The sequence below is a fragment of the Erwinia psychrophila genome (assembly GCF_039023475.1).
GTDB lineage: Bacteria > Pseudomonadota > Gammaproteobacteria > Enterobacterales > Enterobacteriaceae > Erwinia.
In genome coordinates, this window is record NZ_JBCHVB010000001.1 from 797,298 (window position 1) to 821,192 (window position 23,895).

28 protein-coding genes are annotated in these 23,895 nt (G+C 53.8%); 17 read left to right on the forward strand and 11 right to left on the reverse strand.

The features are described from left to right. Positions 1 to 153: 153 nt before the first annotated feature. Positions 154 to 399 carry a DinI-like family protein gene (locus AAH446_RS03625; RefSeq protein ID WP_342905346.1) on the forward strand — a complete coding sequence of 82 codons (246 nt, stop codon included), beginning with the start codon at positions 154 to 156 and terminating at the stop codon, positions 397 to 399. A 125-nt stretch (positions 400 to 524) separates the two neighbouring features. Further along, on the forward strand, positions 525 to 767 hold the full coding sequence (locus AAH446_RS03630; protein ID WP_342905347.1) for a hypothetical protein: 243 nt from the start codon (positions 525 to 527) through the stop codon (positions 765 to 767). A gap of 7 nt (positions 768 to 774) precedes the next feature. On the opposite strand, the gene AAH446_RS03635 is transcribed toward AAH446_RS03630, so the two are convergent. The 5 genes from AAH446_RS03635 to AAH446_RS03655 form a co-directional block, all read right to left on the reverse strand. After that, entirely contained in the window at positions 775 to 975 is a 201-nt protein-coding gene (locus AAH446_RS03635) for a hypothetical protein (protein ID WP_342905348.1), read from the reverse strand. Positions 976 to 1,565: 590 nt separating this feature from the next. After that, positions 1,566 to 1,853: a phage holin family protein gene (locus tag AAH446_RS03640; RefSeq protein WP_342905349.1), complete on the reverse strand. Its 288-nt coding sequence runs from the start codon at positions 1,851 to 1,853 to the stop codon at positions 1,566 to 1,568. Next, positions 1,840 to 2,220 carry a putative holin gene (locus AAH446_RS03645; protein WP_342905350.1) on the reverse strand — a complete coding sequence of 127 codons (381 nt, stop codon included), beginning with the start codon at positions 2,218 to 2,220 and terminating at the stop codon, positions 1,840 to 1,842. Before AAH446_RS03645 ends, AAH446_RS03640 begins: the two co-directional genes overlap by 14 nt. A 257-nt stretch (positions 2,221 to 2,477) precedes the next feature. Beyond that, entirely contained in the window at positions 2,478 to 2,825 is a 348-nt protein-coding gene (locus AAH446_RS03650) for a TonB family protein (RefSeq protein WP_342905351.1), read from the reverse strand. Positions 2,826 to 3,188: 363 nt separating this feature from the next. Next, on the reverse strand, positions 3,189 to 3,320 hold the full coding sequence (locus AAH446_RS03655; protein ID WP_342905352.1) for a hypothetical protein: 132 nt from the start codon (positions 3,318 to 3,320) through the stop codon (positions 3,189 to 3,191). Between the two features lie 516 nt (positions 3,321 to 3,836). Between AAH446_RS03655 and AAH446_RS03660 the strand changes: the two genes are divergently transcribed. From AAH446_RS03660 to AAH446_RS03675, 4 genes are all read left to right on the forward strand, one after another. Beyond that, positions 3,837 to 4,382, forward strand: a complete 546-nt coding sequence (locus tag AAH446_RS03660; protein ID WP_342905353.1) for an LbetaH domain-containing protein — start codon at positions 3,837 to 3,839, stop codon at positions 4,380 to 4,382. 784 nt (positions 4,383 to 5,166) lie between these two features. Then, positions 5,167 to 5,658, forward strand: coding sequence for an Hcp family type VI secretion system effector (locus AAH446_RS03665; RefSeq protein WP_342905354.1), 492 nt, complete (start codon positions 5,167 to 5,169; stop codon positions 5,656 to 5,658). Next, positions 5,655 to 6,071, forward strand: a complete 417-nt coding sequence (locus AAH446_RS03670) for a polymorphic toxin type 44 domain-containing protein (protein WP_342905355.1) — start codon at positions 5,655 to 5,657, stop codon at positions 6,069 to 6,071. Before AAH446_RS03665 ends, AAH446_RS03670 begins: the two co-directional genes overlap by 4 nt. Beyond that, positions 6,049 to 6,477 carry a hypothetical protein gene (locus AAH446_RS03675; protein WP_342905356.1) on the forward strand — a complete coding sequence of 143 codons (429 nt, stop codon included), beginning with the start codon at positions 6,049 to 6,051 and terminating at the stop codon, positions 6,475 to 6,477. The genes AAH446_RS03670 and AAH446_RS03675 overlap by 23 nt, the downstream gene beginning before the upstream one ends. 27 nt (positions 6,478 to 6,504) lie before the next feature. Here the strand turns inward: AAH446_RS03675 and AAH446_RS03680 are convergent, their stop codons facing one another. Beyond that, positions 6,505 to 6,777, reverse strand: coding sequence for an antitermination protein Q (locus AAH446_RS03680; protein WP_342905805.1), 273 nt, complete (start codon positions 6,775 to 6,777; stop codon positions 6,505 to 6,507). Positions 6,778 to 7,160: 383 nt separating this feature from the next. After that, positions 7,161 to 8,411: an NADP-dependent isocitrate dehydrogenase gene (gene icd / locus AAH446_RS03685; protein ID WP_342905357.1), complete on the reverse strand. Its 1,251-nt coding sequence runs from the start codon at positions 8,409 to 8,411 to the stop codon at positions 7,161 to 7,163. Positions 8,412 to 8,543: 132 nt separating this feature from the next. Between icd and rluE the strand changes: the two genes are divergently transcribed. The 10 genes from rluE (at position 8,544) to AAH446_RS03735 (ending at position 18,669) form a co-directional block, all read left to right on the forward strand. Beyond that, positions 8,544 to 9,176: a 23S rRNA pseudouridine(2457) synthase RluE gene (gene rluE / locus AAH446_RS03690; protein ID WP_342905358.1), complete on the forward strand. Its 633-nt coding sequence runs from the start codon at positions 8,544 to 8,546 to the stop codon at positions 9,174 to 9,176. A gap of 27 nt (positions 9,177 to 9,203) precedes the next feature. After that, positions 9,204 to 9,680 (forward strand): NUDIX hydrolase, encoded by a 477-nt coding sequence (locus AAH446_RS03695; protein WP_342905359.1) that lies wholly within the window; start codon positions 9,204 to 9,206, stop codon positions 9,678 to 9,680. A gap of 57 nt (positions 9,681 to 9,737) precedes the next feature. Beyond that, positions 9,738 to 10,841 carry a tRNA 2-thiouridine(34) synthase MnmA gene (gene mnmA, locus AAH446_RS03700; protein WP_342905360.1) on the forward strand — a complete coding sequence of 368 codons (1,104 nt, stop codon included), beginning with the start codon at positions 9,738 to 9,740 and terminating at the stop codon, positions 10,839 to 10,841. 66 nt (positions 10,842 to 10,907) lie between these two features. Beyond that, a complete protein-coding gene (hflD, locus tag AAH446_RS03705; RefSeq protein WP_342905361.1) occupies positions 10,908 to 11,552 on the forward strand; it encodes a high frequency lysogenization protein HflD in 645 nt (214 codons plus the stop codon). A 28-nt stretch (positions 11,553 to 11,580) separates the two neighbouring features. Continuing rightward, the gene (gene purB / locus AAH446_RS03710; RefSeq protein ID WP_342905362.1) at positions 11,581 to 12,951 is read left to right on the forward strand and encodes an adenylosuccinate lyase; all 1,371 of its coding nucleotides are present in this window, start codon (positions 11,581 to 11,583) and stop codon (positions 12,949 to 12,951) included. Between the two features lie 126 nt (positions 12,952 to 13,077). Further along, positions 13,078 to 13,746, forward strand: a complete 669-nt coding sequence (gene phoP, locus AAH446_RS03715; RefSeq protein WP_342905363.1) for a two-component system response regulator PhoP — start codon at positions 13,078 to 13,080, stop codon at positions 13,744 to 13,746. A gap of 3 nt (positions 13,747 to 13,749) precedes the next feature. Next, positions 13,750 to 15,210, forward strand: coding sequence for a two-component system sensor histidine kinase PhoQ (gene phoQ, locus AAH446_RS03720; protein WP_342905364.1), 1,461 nt, complete (start codon positions 13,750 to 13,752; stop codon positions 15,208 to 15,210). A 355-nt stretch (positions 15,211 to 15,565) separates the two neighbouring features. Beyond that, the gene (locus tag AAH446_RS03725; RefSeq protein WP_342905365.1) at positions 15,566 to 16,804 is read left to right on the forward strand and encodes a cation:proton antiporter; all 1,239 of its coding nucleotides are present in this window, start codon (positions 15,566 to 15,568) and stop codon (positions 16,802 to 16,804) included. 117 nt (positions 16,805 to 16,921) lie between these two features. Beyond that, positions 16,922 to 17,452 carry a DUF421 domain-containing protein gene (locus tag AAH446_RS03730; RefSeq protein WP_342905366.1) on the forward strand — a complete coding sequence of 177 codons (531 nt, stop codon included), beginning with the start codon at positions 16,922 to 16,924 and terminating at the stop codon, positions 17,450 to 17,452. An 89-nt stretch (positions 17,453 to 17,541) separates the two neighbouring features. Then, positions 17,542 to 18,669, forward strand: coding sequence for a ribosomal protein uL16 3-hydroxylase (locus AAH446_RS03735; RefSeq protein ID WP_342905367.1), 1,128 nt, complete (start codon positions 17,542 to 17,544; stop codon positions 18,667 to 18,669). 115 nt (positions 18,670 to 18,784) lie between these two features. Here AAH446_RS03735 and pepT read toward each other — a convergent pair whose 3' ends face one another. Beyond that, a complete protein-coding gene (gene pepT / locus AAH446_RS03740; protein WP_342905368.1) occupies positions 18,785 to 20,017 on the reverse strand; it encodes a peptidase T in 1,233 nt (410 codons plus the stop codon). Between the two features lie 178 nt (positions 20,018 to 20,195). Further along, positions 20,196 to 20,774 carry a helix-turn-helix domain-containing protein gene (locus AAH446_RS03745; RefSeq protein ID WP_342905369.1) on the reverse strand — a complete coding sequence of 193 codons (579 nt, stop codon included), beginning with the start codon at positions 20,772 to 20,774 and terminating at the stop codon, positions 20,196 to 20,198. A gap of 91 nt (positions 20,775 to 20,865) precedes the next feature. Here AAH446_RS03745 and AAH446_RS03750 point away from each other — a divergent pair, with 91 nt between their 5' ends. Beyond that, positions 20,866 to 22,056 carry a benzoate/H(+) symporter BenE family transporter gene (locus AAH446_RS03750; RefSeq protein WP_342905370.1) on the forward strand — a complete coding sequence of 397 codons (1,191 nt, stop codon included), beginning with the start codon at positions 20,866 to 20,868 and terminating at the stop codon, positions 22,054 to 22,056. Between the two features lie 82 nt (positions 22,057 to 22,138). Here the strand turns inward: AAH446_RS03750 and cobB are convergent, their stop codons facing one another. Continuing rightward, a complete protein-coding gene (gene cobB, locus AAH446_RS03755; protein ID WP_342905371.1) occupies positions 22,139 to 22,975 on the reverse strand; it encodes a Sir2 family NAD+-dependent deacetylase in 837 nt (278 codons plus the stop codon). A gap of 3 nt (positions 22,976 to 22,978) precedes the next feature. Then, on the reverse strand, positions 22,979 to 23,893 hold the full coding sequence (gene nagK / locus AAH446_RS03760; protein WP_342905372.1) for an N-acetylglucosamine kinase: 915 nt from the start codon (positions 23,891 to 23,893) through the stop codon (positions 22,979 to 22,981). Between the last annotated feature and the right edge of the window lie 2 nt (positions 23,894 to 23,895).

Genomic DNA, 23,895 nt, shown 5'->3' on the forward strand with positions numbered 1-23,895 from the left:
TGTCCGGGTTTGATGAATGTTGCGCACACGCTGCGCGGGATATGAAGACTCAGCGCCAGGGGCTGAAAAGAGAGGCCTGAAGAAGCAGATTTTGATTGAAGCCTTGCAAAAATAACTGTATTTTTATCCAGCATTAATAACCTGGATAAACGAATGTTTGTTGAACTGATTTACGATAAGCGAAACGTCGCCGGACTCCCTGACGCGCAACAGATGATTTTAAGCGAGCTGGAAAAACGTATTCAGCGCGTTTTCCCCGATGCGGAAGTTCGGGTCAAACCTATGCAGGCTAACGGGGTGAAAACCGACGCCAGTAAAAGCGACAAATCGGTCATGATGAGGATCATCGAAGAAATGTTTGATGAAGCCGATCAGTGGCTGGTTTCTGAAGATTATTAATCTCCCCTTCCCCCTCCGCTGCGGCAATATGCCCCGTATATCGCCGTCATGCTCCCCCTCTGACGCTAAAGTTTTTTCCCAGCGCGCCGAAAATAGCATCAGTCACCGATTTCAGGGGAAGGGGAATGACTATTATCTATCTGCCGTCACTGACGGAATTGCTGTTCCAGGCAGAACGGCAAAAAGGCCGCTTATTAACACGTCAGGAAGTGGAAGCAATTCGTGATGGTGCGATCCGGGTTTCGATACCGGAGCCTATTGCCCGGTATCTGGAACCTGCCTGCGGCGGGGCTGATATCGATCCGCTACTCTGCTGGGAATCCTGGTCCCGCTTAAGATCGGCAGAGCTGGGCCATACTGGCGGGTAAGTAGCTGCTAACCTTTTGTACGCTGCGCTATCTCAGCACAAAGTATCTCGTAAACCTTAGCGGCATGGGCTGAGCTGTCGCGCAGCATTTGAATAGCATCCTCTAACGTTTGCGGCTCAATCTGACCTACGATACGCCAGCCCAGGGCAATGTTTTTTGCCTCTTCCAGCCGCTCTGGATATTGCTCTATGGACGCTACTTCTGACACAAGACTCTCCTGATTTAGGTTTTGGCCCTATTTTACGTATTTTCAGGCCGCTTTCTCAACCCCTCTTTTCTCCCTCAGTCTCAATTGACCCTTTTATTGCAATTACCTCCATAAAAAACGAATTTTATTTCGTTTCTGACAGCAAAACTGTAGATTTAAACAGTGTAACCATGCGGTAATGGCGATATTTTCAACTTATTTAGATAGTTTCATCAATGAGTTAGCATATCAAAATGCTTTTTTAGGGTGTTAATTTCCACTAAAGGTGAAAGCTCCGGAAAAAATTTACATTATATTAACACCCCATCCCCAACTATCCCGCGCCAATTTGCGCTACAGCCATCAGAAGCCCATAACGACGGTGATAACTCCTGAGCCCGGTTAAAACGCATTTTTTTTCGCTCTTCACTAGATTTAAAAAAAGAATTTTCTGAAAGGACAAAGACCCTACGAATAATCTTAAGCCTGTAGATCCATTTTATATCAGGTGATTTGTGAGTGAAGGATAATGAAATGAGCGTGAACTGAGGCCCTGCCACTACATTAAATAGCACAACAGGGCCTGCACGCAGCGATAGTAGGATTGGACATTACTTTTGCGGCCTCAGAACCCGGAACAGAAGTGCAACATTGCCCTTTGACCTGTAAACCGCAGCACAGAAGATCAGATTAAACATTACCGATGTCCAGGTAGCGTGATCGTAGTGATCGAAAAAAAATCTGAAGGGCACTGCAGCGTAGGCGAGAATAATAATATAGGCCAGCCAGGACGCCCAACTCTGATGCAGTTCCCCCTTTGTACGGTAGAACATTAAACGCAACACAATTGCCGAGCATGTCGCGACATTGGTTAAGACCAAAGGATCATTTGTGACCATGGAAACCTCCCTTCAGGCGTGCCAGCCAGAGCGCGGGGTCCTGCTGACTGAAAAAAGTTAGGGTTTTGATTGCCAGCGCAGAAAGCAGTATCGCGCCAAGGCCGTCCAGCGGCCTGTCACTGTACCCTAAGAGCTGGGAAAGCTTTGCTCCAGCTAACCCGGCACCAAATACGCCGACAATCATCGAAACGAGAAAATAGGCTATTTTGACTACTACCCTGAGATGACATGCGGTAGCCACATAGAAAACAGAACCGGCGAAAGCACCAAAAATGACGCTGTAGCTGACTCCTCCCAGATGATCGAGTACCCCTGCCTCCGAGAACGTTACCGCGTTCGCACTCACTGCTATAAGTTGTTCAAACATATTGCCTCCTCCAGTACGGTATGTTCTCAAAATTGAGAAATAAAAAAGCCCTGGCCGAAGCCAGGGCTTAAACAACCCGGTCTGACTATGCTGTTGCAGTCGATAGTAATAGGTTAGTGTGGGAAATGCGTACGCGTGAGTATTTTCTAAATTATTTCTGGTGCTGATTTCGGGATTATTTCATTGCCACAGTCATATTCAGCACGCCTTAAATATCTCGTTTTTACAGAAACCACGGATGGTCAGTCGCCCTGGCATCACAGAATGGAATCGGGATTACGCAACCGGAAACGTACTGTCTGCTGAATATTGCTGTAAGCATGCCCCTTTTCAAAACGCCAGGTGGAGACCGCTTTAACGATCGCATCATCAAAGAGGTAGCGGGGTTTGCTATCAAGAATACGGATTTCGCTGACTTTGCCATCAGCGCCAATATCATACTCAAACTTTATGTATCCGCTGAGTCCGTTATTCCAGGCGTAAAGGGGATAGATCGGCGGCGCTTTCATCAGCGCCTTAGGTTCTGTACCGCCTTCCACCTTCTGTGGTGGTGCGGTGCAGGCTGTCAGAACTAACGTTGCGGTAAGAAAGATCAACTTAACCACGGCAACTCCCTGTAATGAGTTTTATTCTCAATAAACAGGATTATTTCTTATTTCCCCCTGAGAAACAATACTTAATAGCCGATTAAGTGCGCTATGTGATTGATAAACGGGGCGCATTACTACGCGGCTGAGTAAAAAACCGAGAAAACCGGCCGGTAAAAGCTAAAGTTTTTATCTACGGGACCGATGTAAGTAGGTACTTATCCTAAACGTAATAAAAACTATGCACCTCTTCAAACCCGTTGAACTTGCCCTGCTCTCCATTACGCTGGCTTACTGTATTACCATGTCCTCCTGGTTCTGGTGAAAATGCGCGGGTTAAAAAAAAACCGCCCGATAGCAGGCGGCTTGATTATTTGAGGATCACACGTCTTCTTCGTCAGCAATATCCTCATCTTCCGTATCATGAAGCCCATCGCCCGACCCATCTTCTGGCATGTCAGGGAGTTGCTCATCATCAGGAAGCGGATCGACAACATCAGGTCGTTCAGACATAGGTACCTCCGGTTACCCGTTATGGGTAAATGAAGTGTAGCCTCCCGCTCATCTGGATGAAGACAGATTGTTGCTGTTTGCAGCCTGATTCACAGAAATTTTAGCGCCAGTACTGATTTGATGCCGACGCCATGCTGTTCGCCAGACAGCTTACTCATTGATTCGTTGAGAAGGATTCTGTGGATATTCCCTCTCTGAGCGAAAGCGCAAAATAGTGGTGGCTCTCGTTACCAACTCCGGCGAGGCACATGTACTTCCCTTCTTTGTAGCATCATGACCGTCGTTTTTAATAATGGCTAACGTCCCGACACGTTTTTCATATGATGGCTAAAACAGGCGTTTTTATAGTCACTCCAGTCTTTAAAACAGCCCTGCTGCTCCAGAAAATTATTGCCATAACCTGTGCATCATTGATGCAGCTTACGCTGTCACTTCTGCAAGTAACGCTGTAAATTTATAATAAAATGTGAATAATAGAGCCAGCCATTTAAAATGTGATTTATCTCTGAGGGAACCATGCAAAACATTAAGGAATTGTTATCTTTCTGGCATTATGAGATCGTGGGCGAAGATAAAAAGTTCTCGTTCTTTCGTCTCTATAGCCGGATGCGAAATAAACCAGGATTAAAATTTGTTTTTTGGTGGAGGCTGGCGAGTTATCTTTACTTTCATGGCTATAAGCGGATCGCCTATAATATCCACTCACGGCTAAAGAAAAATTTCTCCTGTGACATTATGCTTGGGGCCAGCATTGGTCCTGGATTGACGATTGCTCATCACGTAGGGATTGTCGTGACAAAAAGAGTGGTCATCGGCAAGAATCTTAAACTTACGCAAAATTGCGTCATTGGCAGCGTCGGTAAAAATGATGCCGGAAAAATCGTTATCGGTGATAATTTCTTTATGGGCTCCAACAGCTGTGTCATCGCAGATAGCTTGCACATTGGCAGTAATGTTTCTCTTGGCGCTATGTCTTTTGTTAATAAGGACCTTCCTGACAACTGCACGGTTTATACCAAAAAGGAAAATATCATTATCGAAAGATTGACGCCTGAGGACTAACTGCCCCTTACCACACCGGTTTATCCGGTATGACACCACGTCAAATGGCAGTATCGTAATCAACCTACGACGTCAGAGTTTGGATAGCAGAGATTGGTGACGGGGGGCCTTAGCAAAAGCCTGCTGTGCAGCAAAAAAACCGAACTATGTAAAATTAATGTTACGTATGCGATATATTTATCGAATATATTAAACAACTAAAACCCAGATACGACTCTCAATTCTGACTTGTTAACCCCTGAAAAGTTGAACCAAGATATATAAAAACAACAATCTGCATTGTGCATCCAGGAGTATCTATTTCATTAAGTCTTCTTTTTGCGAAATCTATTTTTCCTTAATGAACTCAGCGTATTTTTTGCTGCTCTCCTGATCTTAGCGCCTTCATCGAACTAATGATAACGAATGATTCTTCAAGCCCTTCTTTTAAATCATCATAACTTTCCCGATGAGCATCATTAGCAGACTTCGTTAAGTAACAGGCCATATAAATCCCAATTTAACACCAGAAATAAACGAAGAAAATGGTTAATTTTATGATTTCACCCACAAATTTATAGGCAAAAAAACCCGCCACGGCGAGGTTTTAAAATAGGCAGTGGTACATGCATAGAAATCCCACTTTGAAGAGATAATACGCCAGTTCCGGACAAAATCAACATTTGGTTGATGCAAGTTAAGACCCGTTTAACTTTGTTTTCACAGTACTGGTCAACCGTTGCGCGCTCTTGGTATTTATTCGCATAAAAGGACTTTCTAACCGGCAAAACAATAAGGAAATTACATGGCTATTCCAGCTTACCTGTGGCTTAAGGATGATGGCGGCGCTCATATTAAAGGCTCTGTAGACGTAGAGTACAGGGAAGGCAGCATCGAGGTCACAGGTTTCTCTCATAATCTAAGGCTCCCAACAGACCCATTGACTGGCAAACCAACAGGTACTCGAAAGCATGGCCCAGCAATAATTCAGAAGGAGTTTGATTCCTCGTCTCCCTATCTTTATAAGGCAGTGGCAACGGGCCAGACGCTAACTTCAGCGGAATTCAAATGGTATAACATCAACAATGCAGGCCAGGAGGAGGAATATTTTAATATTCTGCTCGAGGGCGTCAAAATCGTTGCCGTTTCACCAATGATGCACGACACCAAAGATCCAGAAAAAGAAAAGCATAATCACTTGGAATGCGTTGAACTGGCGTACGAAAAGATCACCTGGAAATATTGCGACGGTAATATCGTATTTTCCGATAGTTGGAATGAAAGGGCCCAGGCATGAGATACCCGACTTTAGCGGCTTCTCCGCATCCACCCTATGATATCGCCTCTTTCGCTCCCCCTGGTGTGTCTTTAACGAACAATATGATGATTGCTCGTTTTCATAAAGGACCGTCAGCTCTTACTTACGCATGGTTCTATAATCAGGTACGGAAATATGGCCCCTGGGATTATAAATTTCATCGTGGCTCGCAGTTTGAAAATTTTGGGAATTTCCACTACAGAGCTATTGGTCATGCCGCAGGAATTAAAGAAGCAGTATTACTCAGGGCTGCAGGGTGGGCGCAGGCTCAAGCGGGAACCCGCAAAGAGGATTTCGATGTTTGGTATGGTCACAGTCCGTTCGGTGACGACCCCAACGATCAGTATTGGATAAAGGCTGGGATTGAATATGCAAAACGCGCTGGTTTTTAAAAAGCGGTATGTGCTCCTGGCAATCCTTCTCCTAACCGTCTGTTTCGTGGCGTACCGGCTCACTAATTTTTCGCCAGTTGGACAGTTGGTTATCAACAAAGTAAAAGTCACTAATCTTGTCAACCTTTATATCACTGAAGTGAATGGGGGCGCTACCACAGCTTTCTCATATCGCTTTTATCTATTTGACGCCAGCAAGAGTGATGAAGCGTTTAGTGAAAGCCTGAACGGCGAATCTCACCCTTTTTTAATCACATCCGATCGCAATGCACTAAAAAAAGTTGAGGACAATACAATATATATATCTGTGAGAGGCGAAGTGTATTCATTTTACAGCTCGCCCGGAGTTGAGAAAAATGGATTTATTTATTCAGTCCCCATTCATCTAACAGCTAAACCATTTTGATAATGGGCCATTCATGGCCCATCTCTTTCAGCGTCTTACCTTCCTGAACTGTGCATCAGCGTGATTCTCTTCTATCTCGCATTTAGTCACCAGTTTCTCGAAAAATGGTTTCCAGTTGCGGTTCCAGGTTCGCTCGTGCACCAGCAATTTCACAGCCCTGAATGCTCGTGTCGCCGGCATGCACCTGAATCCCTGACCGGAGCAGCGATCACAATTTTTATCCACCGCTACTCCCTGTAGTTTCAAGGCTGCTAAATCACGTATCCGGCCAGTTCCGTTACAGCGGCAGCGGGCAGTTATCCGCCCCTTCCCCTTACAGTGTGAACACGGCTCTTTTACTTAGCCGCTGCTGACGCGCTTAGAGATATCGATCGGCATTACCGATCAATCTTACGATATTGATCTGAATAAACTTTTATACACAATGTAAAATTAAGAGCATTATCTATCTGCGTTATTACTTTTAGCCTCACCAGGGTTTTATAGCCTCTCAACAGAGAGGCTTTTTTTATACATTTTGAATAGGTCGGTGGCACATAAATATAAAGCTCCGCATCAGAAGCGCAGTGTAATCTGATTATTTAACGTACAGTTTTGGGGAAGGGTTTTGGGGAAAGACTATTAACAATAAAAAGCCAACATAAACTCACCATTTATGTTGGCTGTATGTTACGAAATTACCGTTACATATTCTCGATCAGCGCGTCGCCAAACTCTGAACATTTCAGCAATTTAGCGCCATCCATCAGACGTTCGAAGTCATAGGTCACGGTCTTGGCAGCGATAGCGCCTTCCATACCTTTAACAATCAGGTCTGCGGCTTCGAACCACTCCATGTGGCGCAGCATCATTTCTGCGGAGAGAATAACGGAACCTGGGTTCACTTTATCCTGACCTGCATATTTAGGTGCCGTGCCGTGGGTTGCTTCGAACAGTGCACACTCGTCACCGATGTTAGCGCCTGGTGCGATACCGATACCGCCAACCTGCGCCGCCAGGGCGTCGGAGATGTAGTCACCGTTCAGGTTCATACAGGCGATCACGTCATATTCGGCTGGACGCAGCAGGATCTGCTGTAAGAATGCATCGGCAATCACATCTTTGATCACGATCTCTTTGCCGGTGTTCGGGTTCTTGATCTTCATCCACGGGCCGCCATCAATCAGCTCACCGCCAAATTCTTCTTTCGCCAGCTGGTATCCCCAGTCTTTGAAAGCGCCTTCGGTGAACTTCATGATGTTGCCTTTGTGAACCAGCGTCACGGAATCACGATCGTTGGTGATCGCATAGTCGATCGCCGCGCGAACCAGACGCTTAGTGCCCGCTTCTGAACACGGCTTCACGCCAATACCGCACTGCTCAGGGAAGCGAATTTTCTTCACGCCCATCTCATCACGCAGGAACTTGATCACTTTATCCGCTTCAGCCGAACCGGCTTTCCATTCGATACCGGCATAGATATCTTCGGAGTTTTCACGGAAGATCACCATATCGGTATCTTCAGGGCGTTTCACCGGGCTTGGCGTGCCGGTGTAATAACGGACGGGACGCAGGCAGATATAGAGATCCAGCTGCTGGCGCAGGGCCACGTTCAGGGAACGAATACCGCCGCCGACCGGGGTAGTCAGTGGACCTTTAATGGCCACGCGGTACTCTTTGATCAGGTCGAGGGTCTCTTCCGGCAGCCAGACATCCTGACCATACAGGGCGACCGACTTCTCACCGGTGTAGATTTCCATCCAGGAAATTTTACGCTCACCGTTATAGGCTTTTTGCACAGCGGCATCGACAACTTTGATCATCACTGGAGAAACATCAACGCCAATGCCGTCACCTTCAATAAACGGGATGATTGGGTTATGAGGAACGTTCAGTTTCCCCTGATCCAGAGTGATTTTCTGACCTTCCGCCGGAACAACTACTTTGCTTTCCATTAACCTCTCCTTCGAACGCTTTTTTTGTTAATGATTTGTAAGATGCGGGTCAATACTACTTGAATATTCCCCCCGCGCCAATCATCACGGGTTTGCGGTATAATGCGCCCATTATGACTGAGTGCAAAGACCATGCGTAAATCTTCCGTTAAGAATCACCAAGTTAACCGATTCAGCAAGCCGCCAGCCGCGAAAGGTCCCGACCGGGGCCCGCGCCGTGTGATCGCTTTTAACAAACCTTTTGATGTGCTGCCGCAGTTCACCGATGAGGCGGGACGCCGCACCCTGAAAGATTATATTCCGGTCGGCGGCGTTTATGCGGCGGGTCGCCTGGACCGCGACAGCGAAGGCCTGATGGTGCTGACCAACGACGGCGCCCTCCAGGCAACGCTGACGCAGCCAGGTAAACGTACCGCCAAAATTTACTTTGTGCAGGTCGAAGGGGAGCCGGATGCAGCCGCAATTCAGGCGCTGCGGGATGGGGTTAATCTGAAAGATGGCCCTACCCTGCCCGCAAGCGTGGAACACGTGGCGGAACCTGAGTGGCTCTGGCCCCGAAATCCGCCCATCCGTGAACGGAAAGCGATCCCCACCAGCTGGCTGAAAATCACCCTGACTGAAGGGCGAAACCGTCAGGTACGGCGCATGACGGCCCATATCGGTTTCCCGACCCTGCGCCTGATCCGTTTCGCCATGGGCGCTCTTGAACTGGAAAAGCTACCGCCGGGCGAATGGCGGGATGTTACCCGCCATTTTCCTGTTTAAAAATTTATCTATCGCAAGGAGTCAGGCATGTTTAAACCGCACGTTACCGTAGCCACCGTCGTCCAGGCCGAGGGGCATTTTCTGGTCGTCGAAGAGATGGTGCGCGGGCGCGCAACCTGGAACCAGCCTGCCGGACATCTTGAAGCGAATGAAACGCTGCTACAGGCCGCCGCCCGCGAACTTTATGAGGAGACGGGCCTTGAGGCTGTTCCTGAATCATTTCTCCGCCTGCATCAGTGGATTGCGCCCGATAACACCCCCTTCCTGCGCTTTTTATTTGCGCTGGATTTACCGAAAATGCTGCCGACCTACCCTCAGGATCGCGATATTGACCGCTGCTGGTGGCTTCTTCCGGAGCAGCTCCTGACCGCAAAAAAGCTGCGTTCTCCGCTGGTTGCGGAAAGCGTTTTAATCTATCAGCAGGCGCAGCGCTATCCGCTGTCGGTGCTGAGCGCGTTCCAGTGGCCGTTTAGCGAGGATGCGCCCGCCGCTGACGCATGGTAAACTACGCCGCAATTTTACAGGGCCGCCTTTAACGGCCACTAAAGTCGGGTATTCCTCATGTCTCTGAACCAGAAAAAAGTAATCGTCGGTATGTCCGGCGGCGTTGATTCTTCCGTTTCCGCCTGGCTGCTGCAACAGCAGGGATATCAGGTGGAAGGCCTGTTTATGAAAAACTGGGAGGAGGATGACGGTGAGGAGTACTGTACCGCCGCGGAAGATCTGGCTGACGCGCAGGCGGTATGCGACAAGCTGGGCATTCATCTGCACAAGGTGAATTTTGCTGCCGAGTACTGGGATAACGTTTTTGAGCATTTCCTGGAAGAATACAAGGCTGGCCGCACCCCAAATCCCGATATTCTCTGCAATAAAGAGATCAAATTTAAAGCCTTTCTGGAGTTCGCCGCTGAAGATCTCGGCGCCGATTTTATCGCCACGGGTCACTATGTCCGCCGGCAGGATGCGGAGGGCAAAAGCCGCCTGCTCCGTGGTCTGGACGGCAATAAAGACCAGAGCTATTTCCTCTATACCCTGGGCCACGAGCAGATCGCGCAAAGCCTCTTCCCGGTGGGCGAGCTTTCCAAGCCTGAAGTCCGCCGTCTGGCGGAGGAGCTGGAACTGGTGACGGCGAAAAAGAAAGATTCTACCGGGATCTGCTTTATCGGCGAGCGTAAATTTCGCGACTTCCTGGGGCGCTACCTGCCTGCCCAGCCGGGCGCTATCGTGAATACGGAAGGGGAAACTGTCGGTGAACACCAGGGGCTGATGTATCATACCCTCGGCCAGCGTAAAGGGTTGGGTATTGGCGGCCTCAAGCAGGCAGGCGATGAGCCCTGGTACGTCGTGGATAAAGACGTGGCGAATAACCTGCTGGTCGTGGCGCAGGGCCATGAGCATCCCCGTCTGATGTCGGTTGGCCTGACGGCGCAGCAGCTGCACTGGGTCGACCGTCAGGCGCTGACCGGGCCGCTGCGCTGTGCGGTCAAAACCCGCTACCGGCAGGCGGATATCCCCTGCACCGTCACGCCGCTGGGCGACGATCGCATTGAGGTTCGCTTCGATGAGCCGGTCGCCGCCGTCACCCCCGGCCAGTCTGCCGTGTTTTACCTTGATGAGATCTGCCTGGGCGGGGGCATTATCGAAGCACGCATGCCGCTGCTTTGAACCTTGCCGACCGGACGCTTCTGGTCGGGATTTGTACAGCCTGCGCTGGCGTAAACTGGAGTTACCGTGGCGAAAAATTATTACGATATCACGCTGGCCCTGGCAGGCATCTGTCAGTCAGCCCATCTGGTACAGCAGCTGGCTCATCAGGGCCACTGCCCTGCGGATGCGCTGAAAACCTCACTGCAAAGCGTGATGGACCTTAATCCCGCCTCCACGCTGGCCGTGTTTGGCAATGATGAAAATAACCTGCGCTTCGGGCTGGAAACGCTGCTGGCGGTGCTGAACAGCAGCAGCCGTCAGGGTCCAGGGGCGGAGCTGACCCGCTACACCCTCAGCATGATGGTGCTTGAACGCAAGCTGAGCGCCAGCAAAACCGCCATGAATGAGCTTTCCGGGCGCATTGGTCAGCTTGACCGGCAGCTGGCGCACTATGATTTAGATTCCGATACGTTGCTGAGCGCGATGGCAGCGATCTACGTGGATGTCATCAGCCCTCTGGGGCCGCGCATTCAGGTCACCGGTTCTCCCGCTGTCCTGCAAAATGCGCAGATCCAGAGCAAGGTGCGCGCCGCGCTGCTGGCCGGTATTCGTGCTGCAGTGCTCTGGCAGCAGGTTGGCGGCGGGCGCTTCCAGCTCATGTTTTCCCGTAATCGTCTTGCCGGTGAGGCAAAGAAAATGCTTTCCCGAATGACCGACACTTCACTCTAATTTGATAACCTTCCCAGGAGTTGCACTGATGGAATTATCCTCTCTGACTGCCGTCTCACCCGTTGATGGTCGTTATGGCGACAAAGTCAGCCCGCTGCGCGGCATTTTCAGCGAATATGGTCTGCTGAAGTTTCGCGTTGAGGTTGAAGTTCGCTGGTTACAGAAACTGGCCGCCTGCGCAGAGATCAGGGAAGTTCCTGCATTTGATGCCGACGCAAACGCTTACCTTGATGCAATCGTCGTCAATTTTAGTGAAGAAGACGCGGCCCGCATTAAAACGATTGAGCGCACCACCAACCATGATGTCAAAGCGGTTGAATATTTCCTGAAGGAGAAAGTGGAGCCGGTTGCCGCGCTGCATGCAGTGTCTGAATTTATTCATTTCGCCTGTACTTCAGAAGATATCAACAACCTCTCCCATGCGCTGATGCTGGAAACGGCGCGCCGCGACGTCATCCTGCCCTACTGGACAAAAATCATTGCCGCGGTAAAAGATCTCGCCGTGCAATACCGGGATATCCCGCTGCTCTCCCGCACTCATGGCCAGCCCGCCACGCCCTCCACGCTGGGGAAAGAGATGGCCAACGTGGCCTACCGTTTTGAGCGGCAGCTTCGTCAGCTTGAACGCATTGAGATCCTGGGCAAAATCAACGGCGCAGTAGGCAACTATAACGCCCACATCGCCGCTTATCCGGAAGTGGACTGGCACGCGCTGAGCGAAAGCTTCGTCACCTCACTGGGCATTACCTGGAACCCCTATACCACCCAGATCGAACCGCATGACTATATCGCAGAGCTGTTTGACTGCATGGCGCGCTTTAACACCATCCTGATCGACTTTGACCGCGATATCTGGGGCTACATTGCCCTGAACCACTTCAAGCAGAAGACGATTGCCGGTGAAATCGGCTCCTCAACCATGCCGCATAAAGTCAATCCTATCGACTTTGAGAATTCAGAAGGCAACCTGGGCCTCGCTAACGCGATGATGCAGCATCTGGCCAGCAAACTGCCCGTTTCCCGCTGGCAGCGTGACCTGACCGATTCAACGGTGCTGCGTAACCTCGGCGTCGGCATCGGCTATGCGCTGATTGCCTATCAGGCCACGCTGAAAGGCGTTGCCAAACTCGAAGTGAACCGCGACCGTCTGCTGGATGAGCTGGACCATAACTGGGAAGTGCTGGCCGAACCGGTACAGACAGTCATGCGCCGCTACGGCATTGAAAAGCCTTATGAGAAGCTCAAAGAGCTGACCCGCGGCAAGCGCGTGGATGCCGCCGGCATGAAGGCGTTTATCGACGGGCTGGCGCTGCCGGAAGAAGAGAAAACGCGTCTGAAGCAGATGACGCCGGCTAATTATCTGGGCCGTGCCGTGCAGATGGTTGACGATCTGAAGTAACCCCTTCCTGCGGGTCGGTGAAATCCGACCCGCGTTAATCTGCCGTTTACCCCTTTTCACCTATACTCAGTCCGTTGTATTCTCCGGCTTTACGCCACTCTCTATTCAGTCAGGAAGGATAACGCTATGCGCGTACTGGTTGTGGAAGATAATCCGCTGCTTCGTCATCACCTTGCCGTACAGCTGCGCGACATGGGCCATCAGGTGGATGCTGCGGAAGACGCCAAAGAGGCAGACTATTTTCTCAGCGAACATACGCCTGATATCGCGCTGGTCGATCTGGGCCTTCCTGATGAGGATGGCATGGCGCTGATCCGCCGCTGGCGTGGTGAGGAAGTGAAGCAACCCATTCTGGTACTGACCGCGCGTGAGGGCTGGCAGGCGAAAGTGGAAGCGCTTGAGGCCGGGGCGGATGACTATGTGACCAAGCCGTTTCATATTGAAGAGGTGGCGGCGCGTCTGCAGGCGCTTATGCGTCGCAACAGCGGACTGGCCTCGCAGGTTATCTCGCTGGCGCCGTTCCAGATCGATCTTTCCCGCCGGGAGCTGACGATCAACGACCACGAAATCAAGCTGACCGCTTTTGAGTACACCATAATCGAAACGCTGATCCGCAATGCGGGCAAAGTCGTCAGCAAAGATTCTCTGATGCTGCAACTCTATCCTGACGCAGAACTCCGCGAGAGTCATACTATCGACGTCCTGATGGGAAGACTGCGCAAGAAAATGCAGGCGGAACATCCGGTTGAGGTAATCACGACCGTACGCGGTCAGGGCTACAGGTTCGATCTCTGACATATGACAGGTTCAACCGCCAAAAAGCCGTTCTCGCTGCGCGCGCGTTTTCTGCTGGCGACGGCGGCCGTGGTGCTGATCCTGTCACTTTCCTACGGCATGGTGGCGGTGTTTGGCTATGTCGTCAGCTTCGATAAAAACACCTACCGGGTAATGCGGGGCGAAAGCAACCTCTACTTTATGCTCGCCCAGTGGCGTGAAGGGAAGCTCACCATCGCCCAGCCCGAACGCGTCTCGCTCAATTTCCCTACGCTTATTTTTATTTATGACGATCAGGGTAAGCTGCTTTGGCAGCTGCGTGACGTGCCGGAAATCCGCGAAAAAATCAAACCCGAATGGCTGAAGCGGGCGGATTTCTATGAAATTGATACGGATAACAGCACCAGCCGTCAGGCGCTGGGAAATAACCAGGAAGCGCAGAACCAGCTGACCGCCTACGACTATGACAATAACGACTCCTTTACCCACTCGGTCGCCGTTAACCGCTACAGTGCAACGCCGAACCTGCCTGCGCTGACGATTGTGGTTGTCGACTCGATGCCGCAGGAGTTACAGCATTCAGACGTCGTCTGGTCCTGGTTCAGCTATGTGCTGCTGGTGAATTTGCTGCTGGTGATCCCATTGTTATGGCTGGCGGCCCACTGGAGCCTGCGGCCCATTGGCAACCTGGCAGGCCAGGTGCGCGAACTGGAAACCGGCAGCCGCGACACCCTCGATCCACAGCCGCCCCAGGAGCTGAAAAGCCTGGTGCGTAACCTGAATTTACTGCTCGATAATGAACAGAAGCGCTATACCCGCTACCGCACCACCCTCAGCGATCTGACGCACAGCCTGAAAACGCCGCTGGCGGTGCTGCAAACCACGCTGCGCTCGCTGCGCGGAAATCTGACCATTGAACAGGCTGAGCCCATTATGCTGGAGCAGATCAGCCGTATCTCACAGCAGATTGGGTACTACCTTCACCGGGCCAGTATGCAGGCGGACCACAACGTACTGAAGCGCGATCTGCATTCGGTTCCCGGCCTGCTGGACAGTCTCTGCTCTGCGCTTAATAAGGTATATCAGCGTAAGGGCGTGGAGCTGACGCTGGATATCACCCCGGAGCTGACCTTTATCGGCGATCAAAACGACTTTATGGAAGTGATGGGCAACGTGCTGGATAACGCCTGTAAATATTGTCTGGAGTTTGTCGAAGTGAGCACCCGGCAGGTGGAAGATGAGCTACACCTGATTGTGGAAGATGACGGTCCGGGCATCCCGGCCAGTAAGCGCGATATGATTTTTATCCGTGGACAGCGCGCTGACACGCTGCGTCCGGGCCAGGGACTCGGTCTGGCGGTGGCCCGGGATATTCTCGAGCAGTACGAGGGGGATATTATCGCCTCCACCAGTGAACTGGGCGGCGCGCGCATGGAGGTCATTTTCAGGCGTCAGGGTGGCATACAGGACGCCGGGGAAGACTAAGCGTCACGCTTACCTCAACCTGGCTGCCCGTACCCCGCCTGTTTCTTCCTTAACCGGTAGCCGGTCAGCCCACCTGTTTTCTGTCCTCTGCAAACATGGCTCCGCCACATCCTGTTATAAAGCTCAGTTTACCCGCATCAGCCGGGTGCAATTTCCCCGCCTTCTCCGGCATAACACGCTTTGCCTGTTTTCCAGCCAGATCTCTCCTGTCAGCCTGCTAATATTACTCCTGCATATCAAGAAGAGCGGTGCGCACGACGGACGGTATGCTGAGCACCGCCCCTGTTTATAAAGTTTCCGCAGCCAGAGGGTGCGGTTTTGCCGACCAAAGGCAACCTGACCGGAGATGGACTGAATGCTGAACGTTGTAGCCATATTTTTATCTATTACCGCCCTGCTGGCGTATCTCAACCGGCGCTACGTCGGCCTTCCGCCCGCCATCGGCGTCATGGCGATTGCGCTGGCCCTCTCTCTGCTGACTATGCTGGCTGACGCGCTGGGGTTTCATACGCTGAGCCTGCTTGAGCAGTCGCTGGTAGAATCCGTGGATTTTTCCGAACTGCTGATGCAGGGGATGCTGTCACTGCTGCTGTTTGCTGGTGCTATCCACGTTAACCTGCAACAGCTACGCACCTACCGCTGGCAGGTTGCCAGCCTGGCCGTCGTAGGGACCGCGCTCTCCACCGCTATTATCGGCGTCGCCTTATGGGGTATCGCCTCTTTTACCGGCATCCAGCTCCCCTTCCTTTACTGCCTGATTTTTGGTGCCTTAATCTCGCCCACCGATCCAATCGCCGTGATTGGCATTCTCAGCTCCGTGGGGGCGCCGAAAAATGTGGAACTCGTGATGTCGGGAGAGTCCCTTTTTAATGATGGGGTCAGCGTGGTGCTTTTCTCCCTGCTTCTGGCGATGCTGGTCGGTGCCGAAGCGCCAACGGTATCGGGCGCGGCAATGCTTCTCCTGAGAGAAGCAGGCGGCGGCGCCCTGCTGGGGGGCGTAATGGGTTACATCATCTACCTGATGCTGAAAAGCATCGACAGCTATCAGGAAGAGGTGCTGCTCACGCTGGCAGCCGTGTTAGGTGGCTACGCGCTGGCGATCGCGCTGGAGGTTTCCGGGCCGCTGGCGATGGTGGTGATGGGGCTGATTATCGGTAATCAGGGGCGCTCCAACGCCATGTCGCAGGAAACAGAGCGGCACGTTGATATGTTCTGGGAGCTTATTGATGAAATCCTTAACGCCGTCCTGTTTGTCCTTATCGGACTTGAAGTGATCCTACTCCACTTTACCCATACGCTCCTCGGCGTGGCGTGCATAGTCATTCTCCTCACGCTCTTTGCCCGGCTGCTCACCGTGGGTATGCCCATCGCCCTGTTTAACAAGCTTTTCCGCTTACCCAAGGGCGCCTGGGCCGTATTAACCTGGGGCGGCCTGCGCGGCGGTATCTCCGTGGCGCTGGCGCTCTCTCTTCCCGCAGGCGAGACCCGGGATACCATCGTTTCCCTGACCTATCTGGTGGTGGTCTTCTCTATTCTCGTGCAGGGCACCACCGTCGGCAAGCTGGCGAAACGCGTTATCCGGCCTGAGAAATAACGCCCACCGCTAATGTCTGGCCCTGGTGAAGTTGAACTGCACTACCCTTAGAGTGAAAGCGGCGCTGCACCGGGTTTCCCGTCGCGTAAGATTTTTTATCCACATACAGGAGAGGATATGGAAGGAATGTTTTTCAGCGATAGCACTTTGCTTTTGCGCACGCTGGTGATTGGCATACTGGCCTATATCAATCTTATTATTCTGCTGCGTCTTTCCGGCCTGCGAACGCTGTCAAAAATGAACGCGTTTGACCTGGTCATTACGGTAGCGCTCGGATCCACCTTCGCCACCATTCTGCTGAACCGCAGCGTTTCTCTGGCCCAGGGGACGCTCGCTTTCGCGCTGCTGATTGTTTTGCAGTATGCGGTGACCTGGTCAAGCGTCAGGGCGAGCTGGTTCAGCAAACTGATCACCGGTGAACCCAGGCTTTTGTTCTTCCAGGGCCAGTTCCTTGCAAAGGCGATGCGATCCGCGCGGGTCACCGAAGATGAAATCCACGCCGCCGTTCGCGCCAGCGGCCATCCTGCCCTCGAAGAGATTGATGCGGTGGTGCTTGAGTCAGACGGAAGCTTCAGCGTCGTCAAGTCAGGGTCAGATAAAGGGTATTCCGCCTTTGCGGATGTTCGTTCGCAAAAACCGCTTGATTAACGCTTATCGCCCGCGGCGCAAATGCATTATACCCCCTTCGCCTGGCGCTGTTATAATCGTTAAAATTCTGCCCTTCAGGAACCCGCATCATGGACTATCAGCTCGATCTCAACTGGCCCGATTTTATCCAGCGCTACTGGCAAAAACGGCCTGTCGTGCTCAAACGCGGCTTTAAAAACTTTGTCGATCCTCTCTCACCGGACGAACTTGCCGGGCTGGCGATGGAGAACGAAGTCGACAGCCGCCTGGTCAGCCATCAGGATGAGAAATGGCAGGTGAGTCATGGCCCTTTTGAGAGCTACGATCATCTGGGCGAGAACAACTGGTCGCTGCTGGTGCAGGCAGTCGATCACTGGCACGAGCCTTCCGCCGCGCTGATGCGCCCTTTCCGCGCGCTGCCTGACTGGCGCACCGACGATCTGATGATCTCCTTCTCGGTGCCGGGCGGCGGCGTTGGTCCGCACCTCGATCAGTATGATGTCTTCATCATTCAGGGAACGGGCCGCCGTCGCTGGCGCGTGGGGGAAAAAGTGGCAATGAAGCAGCACTGCCCTCACCCTGACCTGCTTCAGGTAGAACCTTTTGAGGCGATCATCGATGAAGAGCTGGAGCCGGGAGATATTCTCTATATTCCGCCAGGTTTTCCGCATGAAGGGTATTCGCTGGAAAACTCCCTGAACTATTCGGTCGGTTACCGGGCGCCCAGCGGCAGGGAGCTGATTAGCGGTTTTGCTGACTATGTGCTCTCCCGCGAGTTGGGCAGCCATCGCTACAGCGATCCTGAAATCCCCGCGAGGGAAAATCCCGCCGAGGTCCTGCCGCAGGAGATTGACGGGATCCGCGCCATGATGCTGGAACTTCTCGGGCAGCCGGAGCAGTTTAACCAGTGGTTTGGCGAGTTTATCTCACAGTCGCGTCACGAGCTGGATGTCGCCCCGCCTGAACCGCCCTATCAGCCCGATGAGATTTATGATGCGCTCCAGCAGGGTGACTCGCTGACCCGCCTTGGCGGGCTGCGCGTTATCTCCATCGGCCATGCCGTTTTTGTTAACGGCGAACAGCTTGAATCACCGCACCGCGAGGCGCTGAAAACGCTGGCTAACCACCACAGCCTGAATGCGGACGCGCTGGGCCCCGCGCTGGACGATCCTTCATTTCTCGCACAGCTTGCCGCGCTGGTTAACAGCGGCTACTGGTATTTTGGCGAAGAAGCGTAAGCAGACGCCTTTCCCGCAGCCCTGCTGCGGGAAAGGCTTATCTCCGTCGGCCAGCCCGAAAGTGACCCTGTCACATACCCGCCACAGCGCTATCCGTTAAGCCGGCTCCCTCACCTCAGGCTCTGGTCTTTTCCGCTGTTAATCCGGCGATACGCATAATCACCGTCACCGCCTTTTCCATATTATCCAGCGAGGCAAATTCGTGTTTGCCATGGTAGTTGTAACCGCCGGTGAAGAGGTTCGGACACGGCAGCCCCATAAAAGAGAGCGCCGCGCCATCCGTGCCGCCGCGGATAGGTTTCACCACGGGCTCGATATCGCAGTCGCGCATCGCCTGAAGTGCCGTTTCGATAATATGCGGATGAGCCTCGATTTTTTCCCGCATATTGTAATAGCTGTCTTCAATCTGAACCTCGATGCCGCAGCCAGCCTGAAGGTGCGCCGACAGTGCAGCGGCGGTACGTCTTATCGTCGCCTTACGTGCCTCAAAGCCTTCACGCCCGAAGTCGCGGATGATGTAGTGCAGCTCCGCCTTATCCACCCCACCCTTAATGCCGTGAAGATGATAAAAGCCTTCGTGGCCTGAGGTCAGCTCCGGCACTTCCTCTGCCGGCATGGCTGCATGAAAGCGCATCGCCAGATCCAGGGCATTGACCATCGCGCCCTTCGCCGTGCCGGGATGCACATTATTGCCGGCGATCTTTATCGTGGCGGAAGCGGCGTTAAAGTTCTCATACTCAAATTCGCCCATCCCGCCGCCGTCCACGGTATAGGCCCAGTCGGCCGCAAACGCCGCCACGTCAAACGCGCGGGTGCCTTTACCGATCTCCTCATCAGGCGTAAAGGCGACGCGGATATCCCCGTGGGGCAGCCTGGCATCAATCAGGCGGGCCAGCGCGGTCATGATTTCCGCCACGCCCGCTTTATCATCGGCGCCCAGCAGCGTCTTTCCATCGGTGGTGATAAGCGTATGCCCGGTGAGCGTATGAAGCACGGGGAACATAACCGGCGAAAGGATTTCATCGCCCGTACCCAGGGCAATATCCCCGCCGCGGTAGTTTTCCACAATCTGGGGGTTGACGTTTTTTGCCGTGAAATCTGGCGACGTGTCCATATGGGCGATAAAGCCTACCGTCGGCACGGGCCAGGAAACGGTGGAGGGAAGCGTCGCCATCACAATCCCATTCTCGCTCAGGGTCACGTCACTCAGGCCTGACGCTTTAAGTTCTTCCATGAGGCAATGTGCCAGTTTCCACTGACCTTCCGTGCTGGGAACCTGACGCACGTGACTTTTCGACTGGGTGTCGTACGAAACATAATGCAAAAAACGATCGAGTAATTTGTCCATTTGCCTTCCCTTTGATTGCCGGCCTTTATTATCGGGAACCTTTTCCCGCCGAATATTGCGTCAGGTCACTTCAGCAGCCTGTTGCCTGCCACCTTTCTGCCCGTCCAGCCTGATTTTAGCGGGTTTTGCCACGCTTACCGGTAAACAGACCGGCCAGAATGACGTGGCCTTGTCCTTATCAGGATAGCGGCAGCCGGGGCTGCGGATAATGAATCAGGCTCTGAAAGCAGGCGGTGGAAGGCGTGTCGTTACGGTAAGTATGTGGCCCGTCGGCCTGAAACCGCAGCCCCTCTCCCACGCACAGCCTGTACTCCGCGTCGTTAACGATCAGTACCAGTTTCCCCTGCATAACAACCACGTGTTCAATCACGCCAGCCTCATGGGGCGAAGAGTTGCTTACCGCACCGGCTGCCAGCTCCACACAGAGCATGTCGAACCCAAGCTGGTGGTCGAACGGAAACAGAGGCGCGACGCGCATTGCGGCATTCTGTTGCTGCCACTGCGATGAGGCACCACTGCGCACAACCTTCGTGGCTTCCTGCGGCAGGATATCCGCAATAAACAGGGAGAAAGGAACGTGAAATCCGGTGGCGATCTTCCATAAAGTTGCCACCGTCGGGCTGGATTCCCCGCGCTCAATCTGCCCCAGCATGGCTTTACTGACGCCGGTCTGCGCAGCGGCCAGGGTCAGGCTCCAGCCGCGCGACAGGCGCAGCGTTTTCAGTGTTTGTCCCGGATTGGGAAAATAGTGGCTCATAGCTCCTCCGCTTTTGGCGCAGTATAGCGCCTTGTGCGTTATAACGCACAGTGCTACATTGTGCGCTATAACGCACAACCCGGAAACGATCATGCGCCCACCCTTCTCATTTCGCCATCTTTCACTGCCTGCTGTTATTGCGGGATTTGTTGCAGTGCTGGTGGGCTATACCAGCTCAGCGGCCATCATCTTTCAGGCCGCCAGCGCGGCGGGCGCTTCGGAAGCGACAACCGGCGGCTGGTTAACCATGCTGGGCCTGGCGATGGGCGTCACCTCGCTCGGGCTTTCGCTCTGGTATCGCACGCCCATTCTGACGGCCTGGTCAACGCCCGGTGCCGCCCTGCTGGTCACCAGCCTGCCCGGCACGCCTGTTGCCGATGCCGTGGGGATTTTTGTATTTGCCTCTGGTCTGATCCTGCTTTGCGGCGTGACGGGACTCTTTGCGCGGATGATGAACCATATTCCCCAGGCCATTTCTGCCGCAATGCTGGCGGGTATTCTGCTGCGGTTTGGCCTGGATGCCTTTGCCTCGCTGGAACTTAACTTTTCCCTCACGTTCAGCATGTGCCTGGCGTATCTGCTGGCGAGGCGCTTTCTGCCACGTTATGCCATTCTGCTGACGCTGCTGGTGGGTCTGGCTGTCGCAGCCCTACAGGGCGATATTCACTTCTCCGGCCAGCCGCTGACCTTTGCCGTTCCGGCCTTTATTGCGCCGCACTTCACGCCCTCATCGCTGATTGGCATCGGCATTCCTTTTTTTGTAGTGACGATGGCCTCGCAGAACGCGCCGGGTATCGCCACCCTGAAGGCCGCCGGTTACCGGACGCCGGTCTCTTCGCTGATGGGCTGGACAGGGCTGACTTCGCTGCTGCTGTCGCCTTTCGGCGGGTTTTCGGTCTGCATCGCGGCCATTACCGCCGCTATCTGTATGGGGCCGGACGTTCATCCCGATCCGCAACGACGCTACTGGGGCGCCGCCTGCGCGGGCTTCTTCTATCTGCTGGCGGGGCTGTTCGGCGGGGCGATCGGGCAGCTTTTCAGCGCGCTGCCGCCTGCGCTAATCCATACTATCGCCGGTCTGGCGCTGCTTGGCACCATTGCGGGCAGCCTGCAACGCGCGCTGGAGAGTGATAAACAGCGCGAAGCGGCGCTGATCGCTTTCCTGATTACCGCATCGGGGGTCAGCCTGATGGGGATTGGCGCCGCGTTCTGGGGGCTGACAGGCGGAGTGATGGCACAACTTATTTTTTCAGTGGCAAAGCGTGAACAGCGGCCAGAGTAGTCGCCGCCAGCTCTGCACCAGACGTGCTGGGGGCCGTGCGTAATAAAAGATCGCGCGGGCGGCCTCCATGCCGCCTGAAACGTTATTTCCCGATTTGTTCCAGCAGTGAAGCGACGAAGGCAGGCACAACCTCACTGGCTGGCCCGTAAACCTTCTCTTCAAACTCGCTGCCGACCTGGCTTGGTTCCAGATTCAGCTCCACGGTATGCGCACCCTGCAATCTGGCCTCATGCACAAATCCCGCCGCCGGATAAACGTGGCCCGAGGTGCCGATGGCCAGGAAGTAGTCCGCCCCGCTCAGCGCTTCGTAGATTTCATCCATCTGCAGCGGCATTTCGCCGAACCAGACCACATGCGGGCGAAGCACGGAGGGAAACTGGCAGCAGTGACAGCGATCGCCCGGCTTCACATCTTCCGTCCAGTGCAGGATCTGACCGCTGGTGGCGCAACGCACTTTCAGCAGCTCACCGTGCATGTGGATCACGTTACTGTTGCCCGCGCGTTCATGGAGGTTGTCGATGTTCTGCGTGACCAGCAGGAAGTGATCGCCCAGCGTCGCCTCCAGTTCCGCCAGCGCCAGATGGGCGGCGTTCGGCTGGATATCGGGCTGCTGTAGCTGGCGACGACGGGCGTTGTAGAACGCCTGCACCTTCTCCGGATCGCGCGCAAAACCTTCCGGGGTCGCCACATCCTCCACCTTGTGCTCCTCCCACAGGCCATCTGCGGCTCTGAAGGTGCGAATGCCTGACTCAGCGGAGATCCCCGCGCCGGTCAGTACAACCACGCGAGGCAGCGGATGCCTGGCCATTTCAATCGTGCGATCCCGCTCAAAAATACGCTGGCGAAAGCGCTGGTGCACCTGGCGGCGCGTTTTTTTGTAGCGGGCCAGCCTCAGTCGGCGACGGGGTGTTCGAATCATAATTTAATCCTTAACGTGCAGGAATGCGGCACCGCGCATTCCGCCTGCGTCTCCGTGACGCGCCTTTTCAAATCGGGGCAATCTTGCAACCGGCAGCAGATGTGGCTTCACGCGTTCGGCCAGCCCCTCATAAAGCGCATCGAAATTTGACAGTCCACCGCCCAGCACCACCAGGTGTGGATCCACCAGCGTCAGGAGGTTCCCGAGGCAGACGGCCAGCAGCTCCTGATAACGCCGGGTGTGGGCGATGGCCTGAGCGTCACCCTGATGATAGCGGGTGATGATTTCCGGCGCACTGAGAGCATGATGATAATGGTGCTGCCAGAGGCGGGAGAATCCAGGCCCTGAAAGCCAGCTCTCAATACAACCCCGCTTACCGCAGCCGCAGAGCGGCTGCGTCACGTCGCGCCCCAGTACCTCAAGCGCGTCTACCGGCAGGCGCATATGACCAAACTCGCCGGTGATATAATTGCGTCCTGTTACCGGGCTGCCGTTGACGATCAGCCCGCCTCCCACGCCGGTGCCCAGGATAAGCCCCATGACCACCGGATAGCCGAGGAACGCTTCATCCAGGGCTTCGGAGAGCGTGAAGCAGTTCGCGTCGTTGTCAATGCGCACTTCACGCCCGAGGCGCTGGCTGAGATCGGCCTGCAGCGTTCTGCCGCGCGCAGCGGGAATATTGGCGGTAAACAGCGTCCCGTCATCGGGAACCGGTAAACCCGGCACTCCTACGCCCACGCTGCCCCGCTCGCCACAGCGCGCATCCGCCTCATGGGTCAGCGCGCAGAGGGCCTCCAGCAGTTCATCATACGCCTGCGGCGTTGGTACCCGCTGACTCCATACCTGCTCAAGCCGGGCATTGTAAACGCCCAGGGCAATTTTGCTGCCGCCGACGTCAAAACCGTAATAGCTTGTCATCG

Bases quoted from the DNA above. Each gene is read 5' to 3' on its own strand.
- AAH446_RS03625 (WP_342905346.1), top strand. From the start codon at position 154: ATGTTTGTTGAACTGATTTACGATAAGCGAAACGTCGCCGGACTCCCT.
- AAH446_RS03630 (WP_342905347.1), top strand. From the start codon at position 525: ATGACTATTATCTATCTGCCGTCACTGACGGAATTGCTGTTCCAGGCA.
- AAH446_RS03640 (WP_342905349.1), bottom strand. From the start codon at position 1,853: ATGGTCACAAATGATCCTTTGGTCTTAACCAATGTCGCGACATGCTCG.
- AAH446_RS03645 (WP_342905350.1), bottom strand. From the start codon at position 2,220: ATGTTTGAACAACTTATAGCAGTGAGTGCGAACGCGGTAACGTTCTCG.
- AAH446_RS03655 (WP_342905352.1), bottom strand. From the start codon at position 3,320: ATGTCTGAACGACCTGATGTTGTCGATCCGCTTCCTGATGATGAGCAA.
- AAH446_RS03660 (WP_342905353.1), top strand. From the start codon at position 3,837: ATGCAAAACATTAAGGAATTGTTATCTTTCTGGCATTATGAGATCGTG.
- AAH446_RS03665 (WP_342905354.1), top strand. From the start codon at position 5,167: ATGGCTATTCCAGCTTACCTGTGGCTTAAGGATGATGGCGGCGCTCAT.
- AAH446_RS03670 (WP_342905355.1), top strand. From the start codon at position 5,655: ATGAGATACCCGACTTTAGCGGCTTCTCCGCATCCACCCTATGATATC.
- AAH446_RS03675 (WP_342905356.1), top strand. From the start codon at position 6,049: ATGCAAAACGCGCTGGTTTTTAAAAAGCGGTATGTGCTCCTGGCAATC.
- icd (WP_342905357.1), bottom strand. From the start codon at position 8,411: ATGGAAAGCAAAGTAGTTGTTCCGGCGGAAGGTCAGAAAATCACTCTG.
- rluE (WP_342905358.1), top strand. From the start codon at position 8,544: ATGCGTAAATCTTCCGTTAAGAATCACCAAGTTAACCGATTCAGCAAG.
- AAH446_RS03695 (WP_342905359.1), top strand. From the start codon at position 9,204: ATGTTTAAACCGCACGTTACCGTAGCCACCGTCGTCCAGGCCGAGGGG.
- mnmA (WP_342905360.1), top strand. From the start codon at position 9,738: ATGTCTCTGAACCAGAAAAAAGTAATCGTCGGTATGTCCGGCGGCGTT.
- purB (WP_342905362.1), top strand. From the start codon at position 11,581: ATGGAATTATCCTCTCTGACTGCCGTCTCACCCGTTGATGGTCGTTAT.
- phoP (WP_342905363.1), top strand. From the start codon at position 13,078: ATGCGCGTACTGGTTGTGGAAGATAATCCGCTGCTTCGTCATCACCTT.
- phoQ (WP_342905364.1), top strand. From the start codon at position 13,750: ATGACAGGTTCAACCGCCAAAAAGCCGTTCTCGCTGCGCGCGCGTTTT.
- AAH446_RS03725 (WP_342905365.1), top strand. From the start codon at position 15,566: ATGCTGAACGTTGTAGCCATATTTTTATCTATTACCGCCCTGCTGGCG.
- AAH446_RS03730 (WP_342905366.1), top strand. From the start codon at position 16,922: ATGGAAGGAATGTTTTTCAGCGATAGCACTTTGCTTTTGCGCACGCTG.
- AAH446_RS03735 (WP_342905367.1), top strand. From the start codon at position 17,542: ATGGACTATCAGCTCGATCTCAACTGGCCCGATTTTATCCAGCGCTAC.
- pepT (WP_342905368.1), bottom strand. From the start codon at position 20,017: ATGGACAAATTACTCGATCGTTTTTTGCATTATGTTTCGTACGACACC.
- AAH446_RS03745 (WP_342905369.1), bottom strand. From the start codon at position 20,774: ATGAGCCACTATTTTCCCAATCCGGGACAAACACTGAAAACGCTGCGC.
- AAH446_RS03750 (WP_342905370.1), top strand. From the start codon at position 20,866: ATGCGCCCACCCTTCTCATTTCGCCATCTTTCACTGCCTGCTGTTATT.
- cobB (WP_342905371.1), bottom strand. From the start codon at position 22,975: ATGATTCGAACACCCCGTCGCCGACTGAGGCTGGCCCGCTACAAAAAA.
- nagK (WP_342905372.1), bottom strand. From the start codon at position 23,893: ATGACAAGCTATTACGGTTTTGACGTCGGCGGCAGCAAAATTGCCCTG.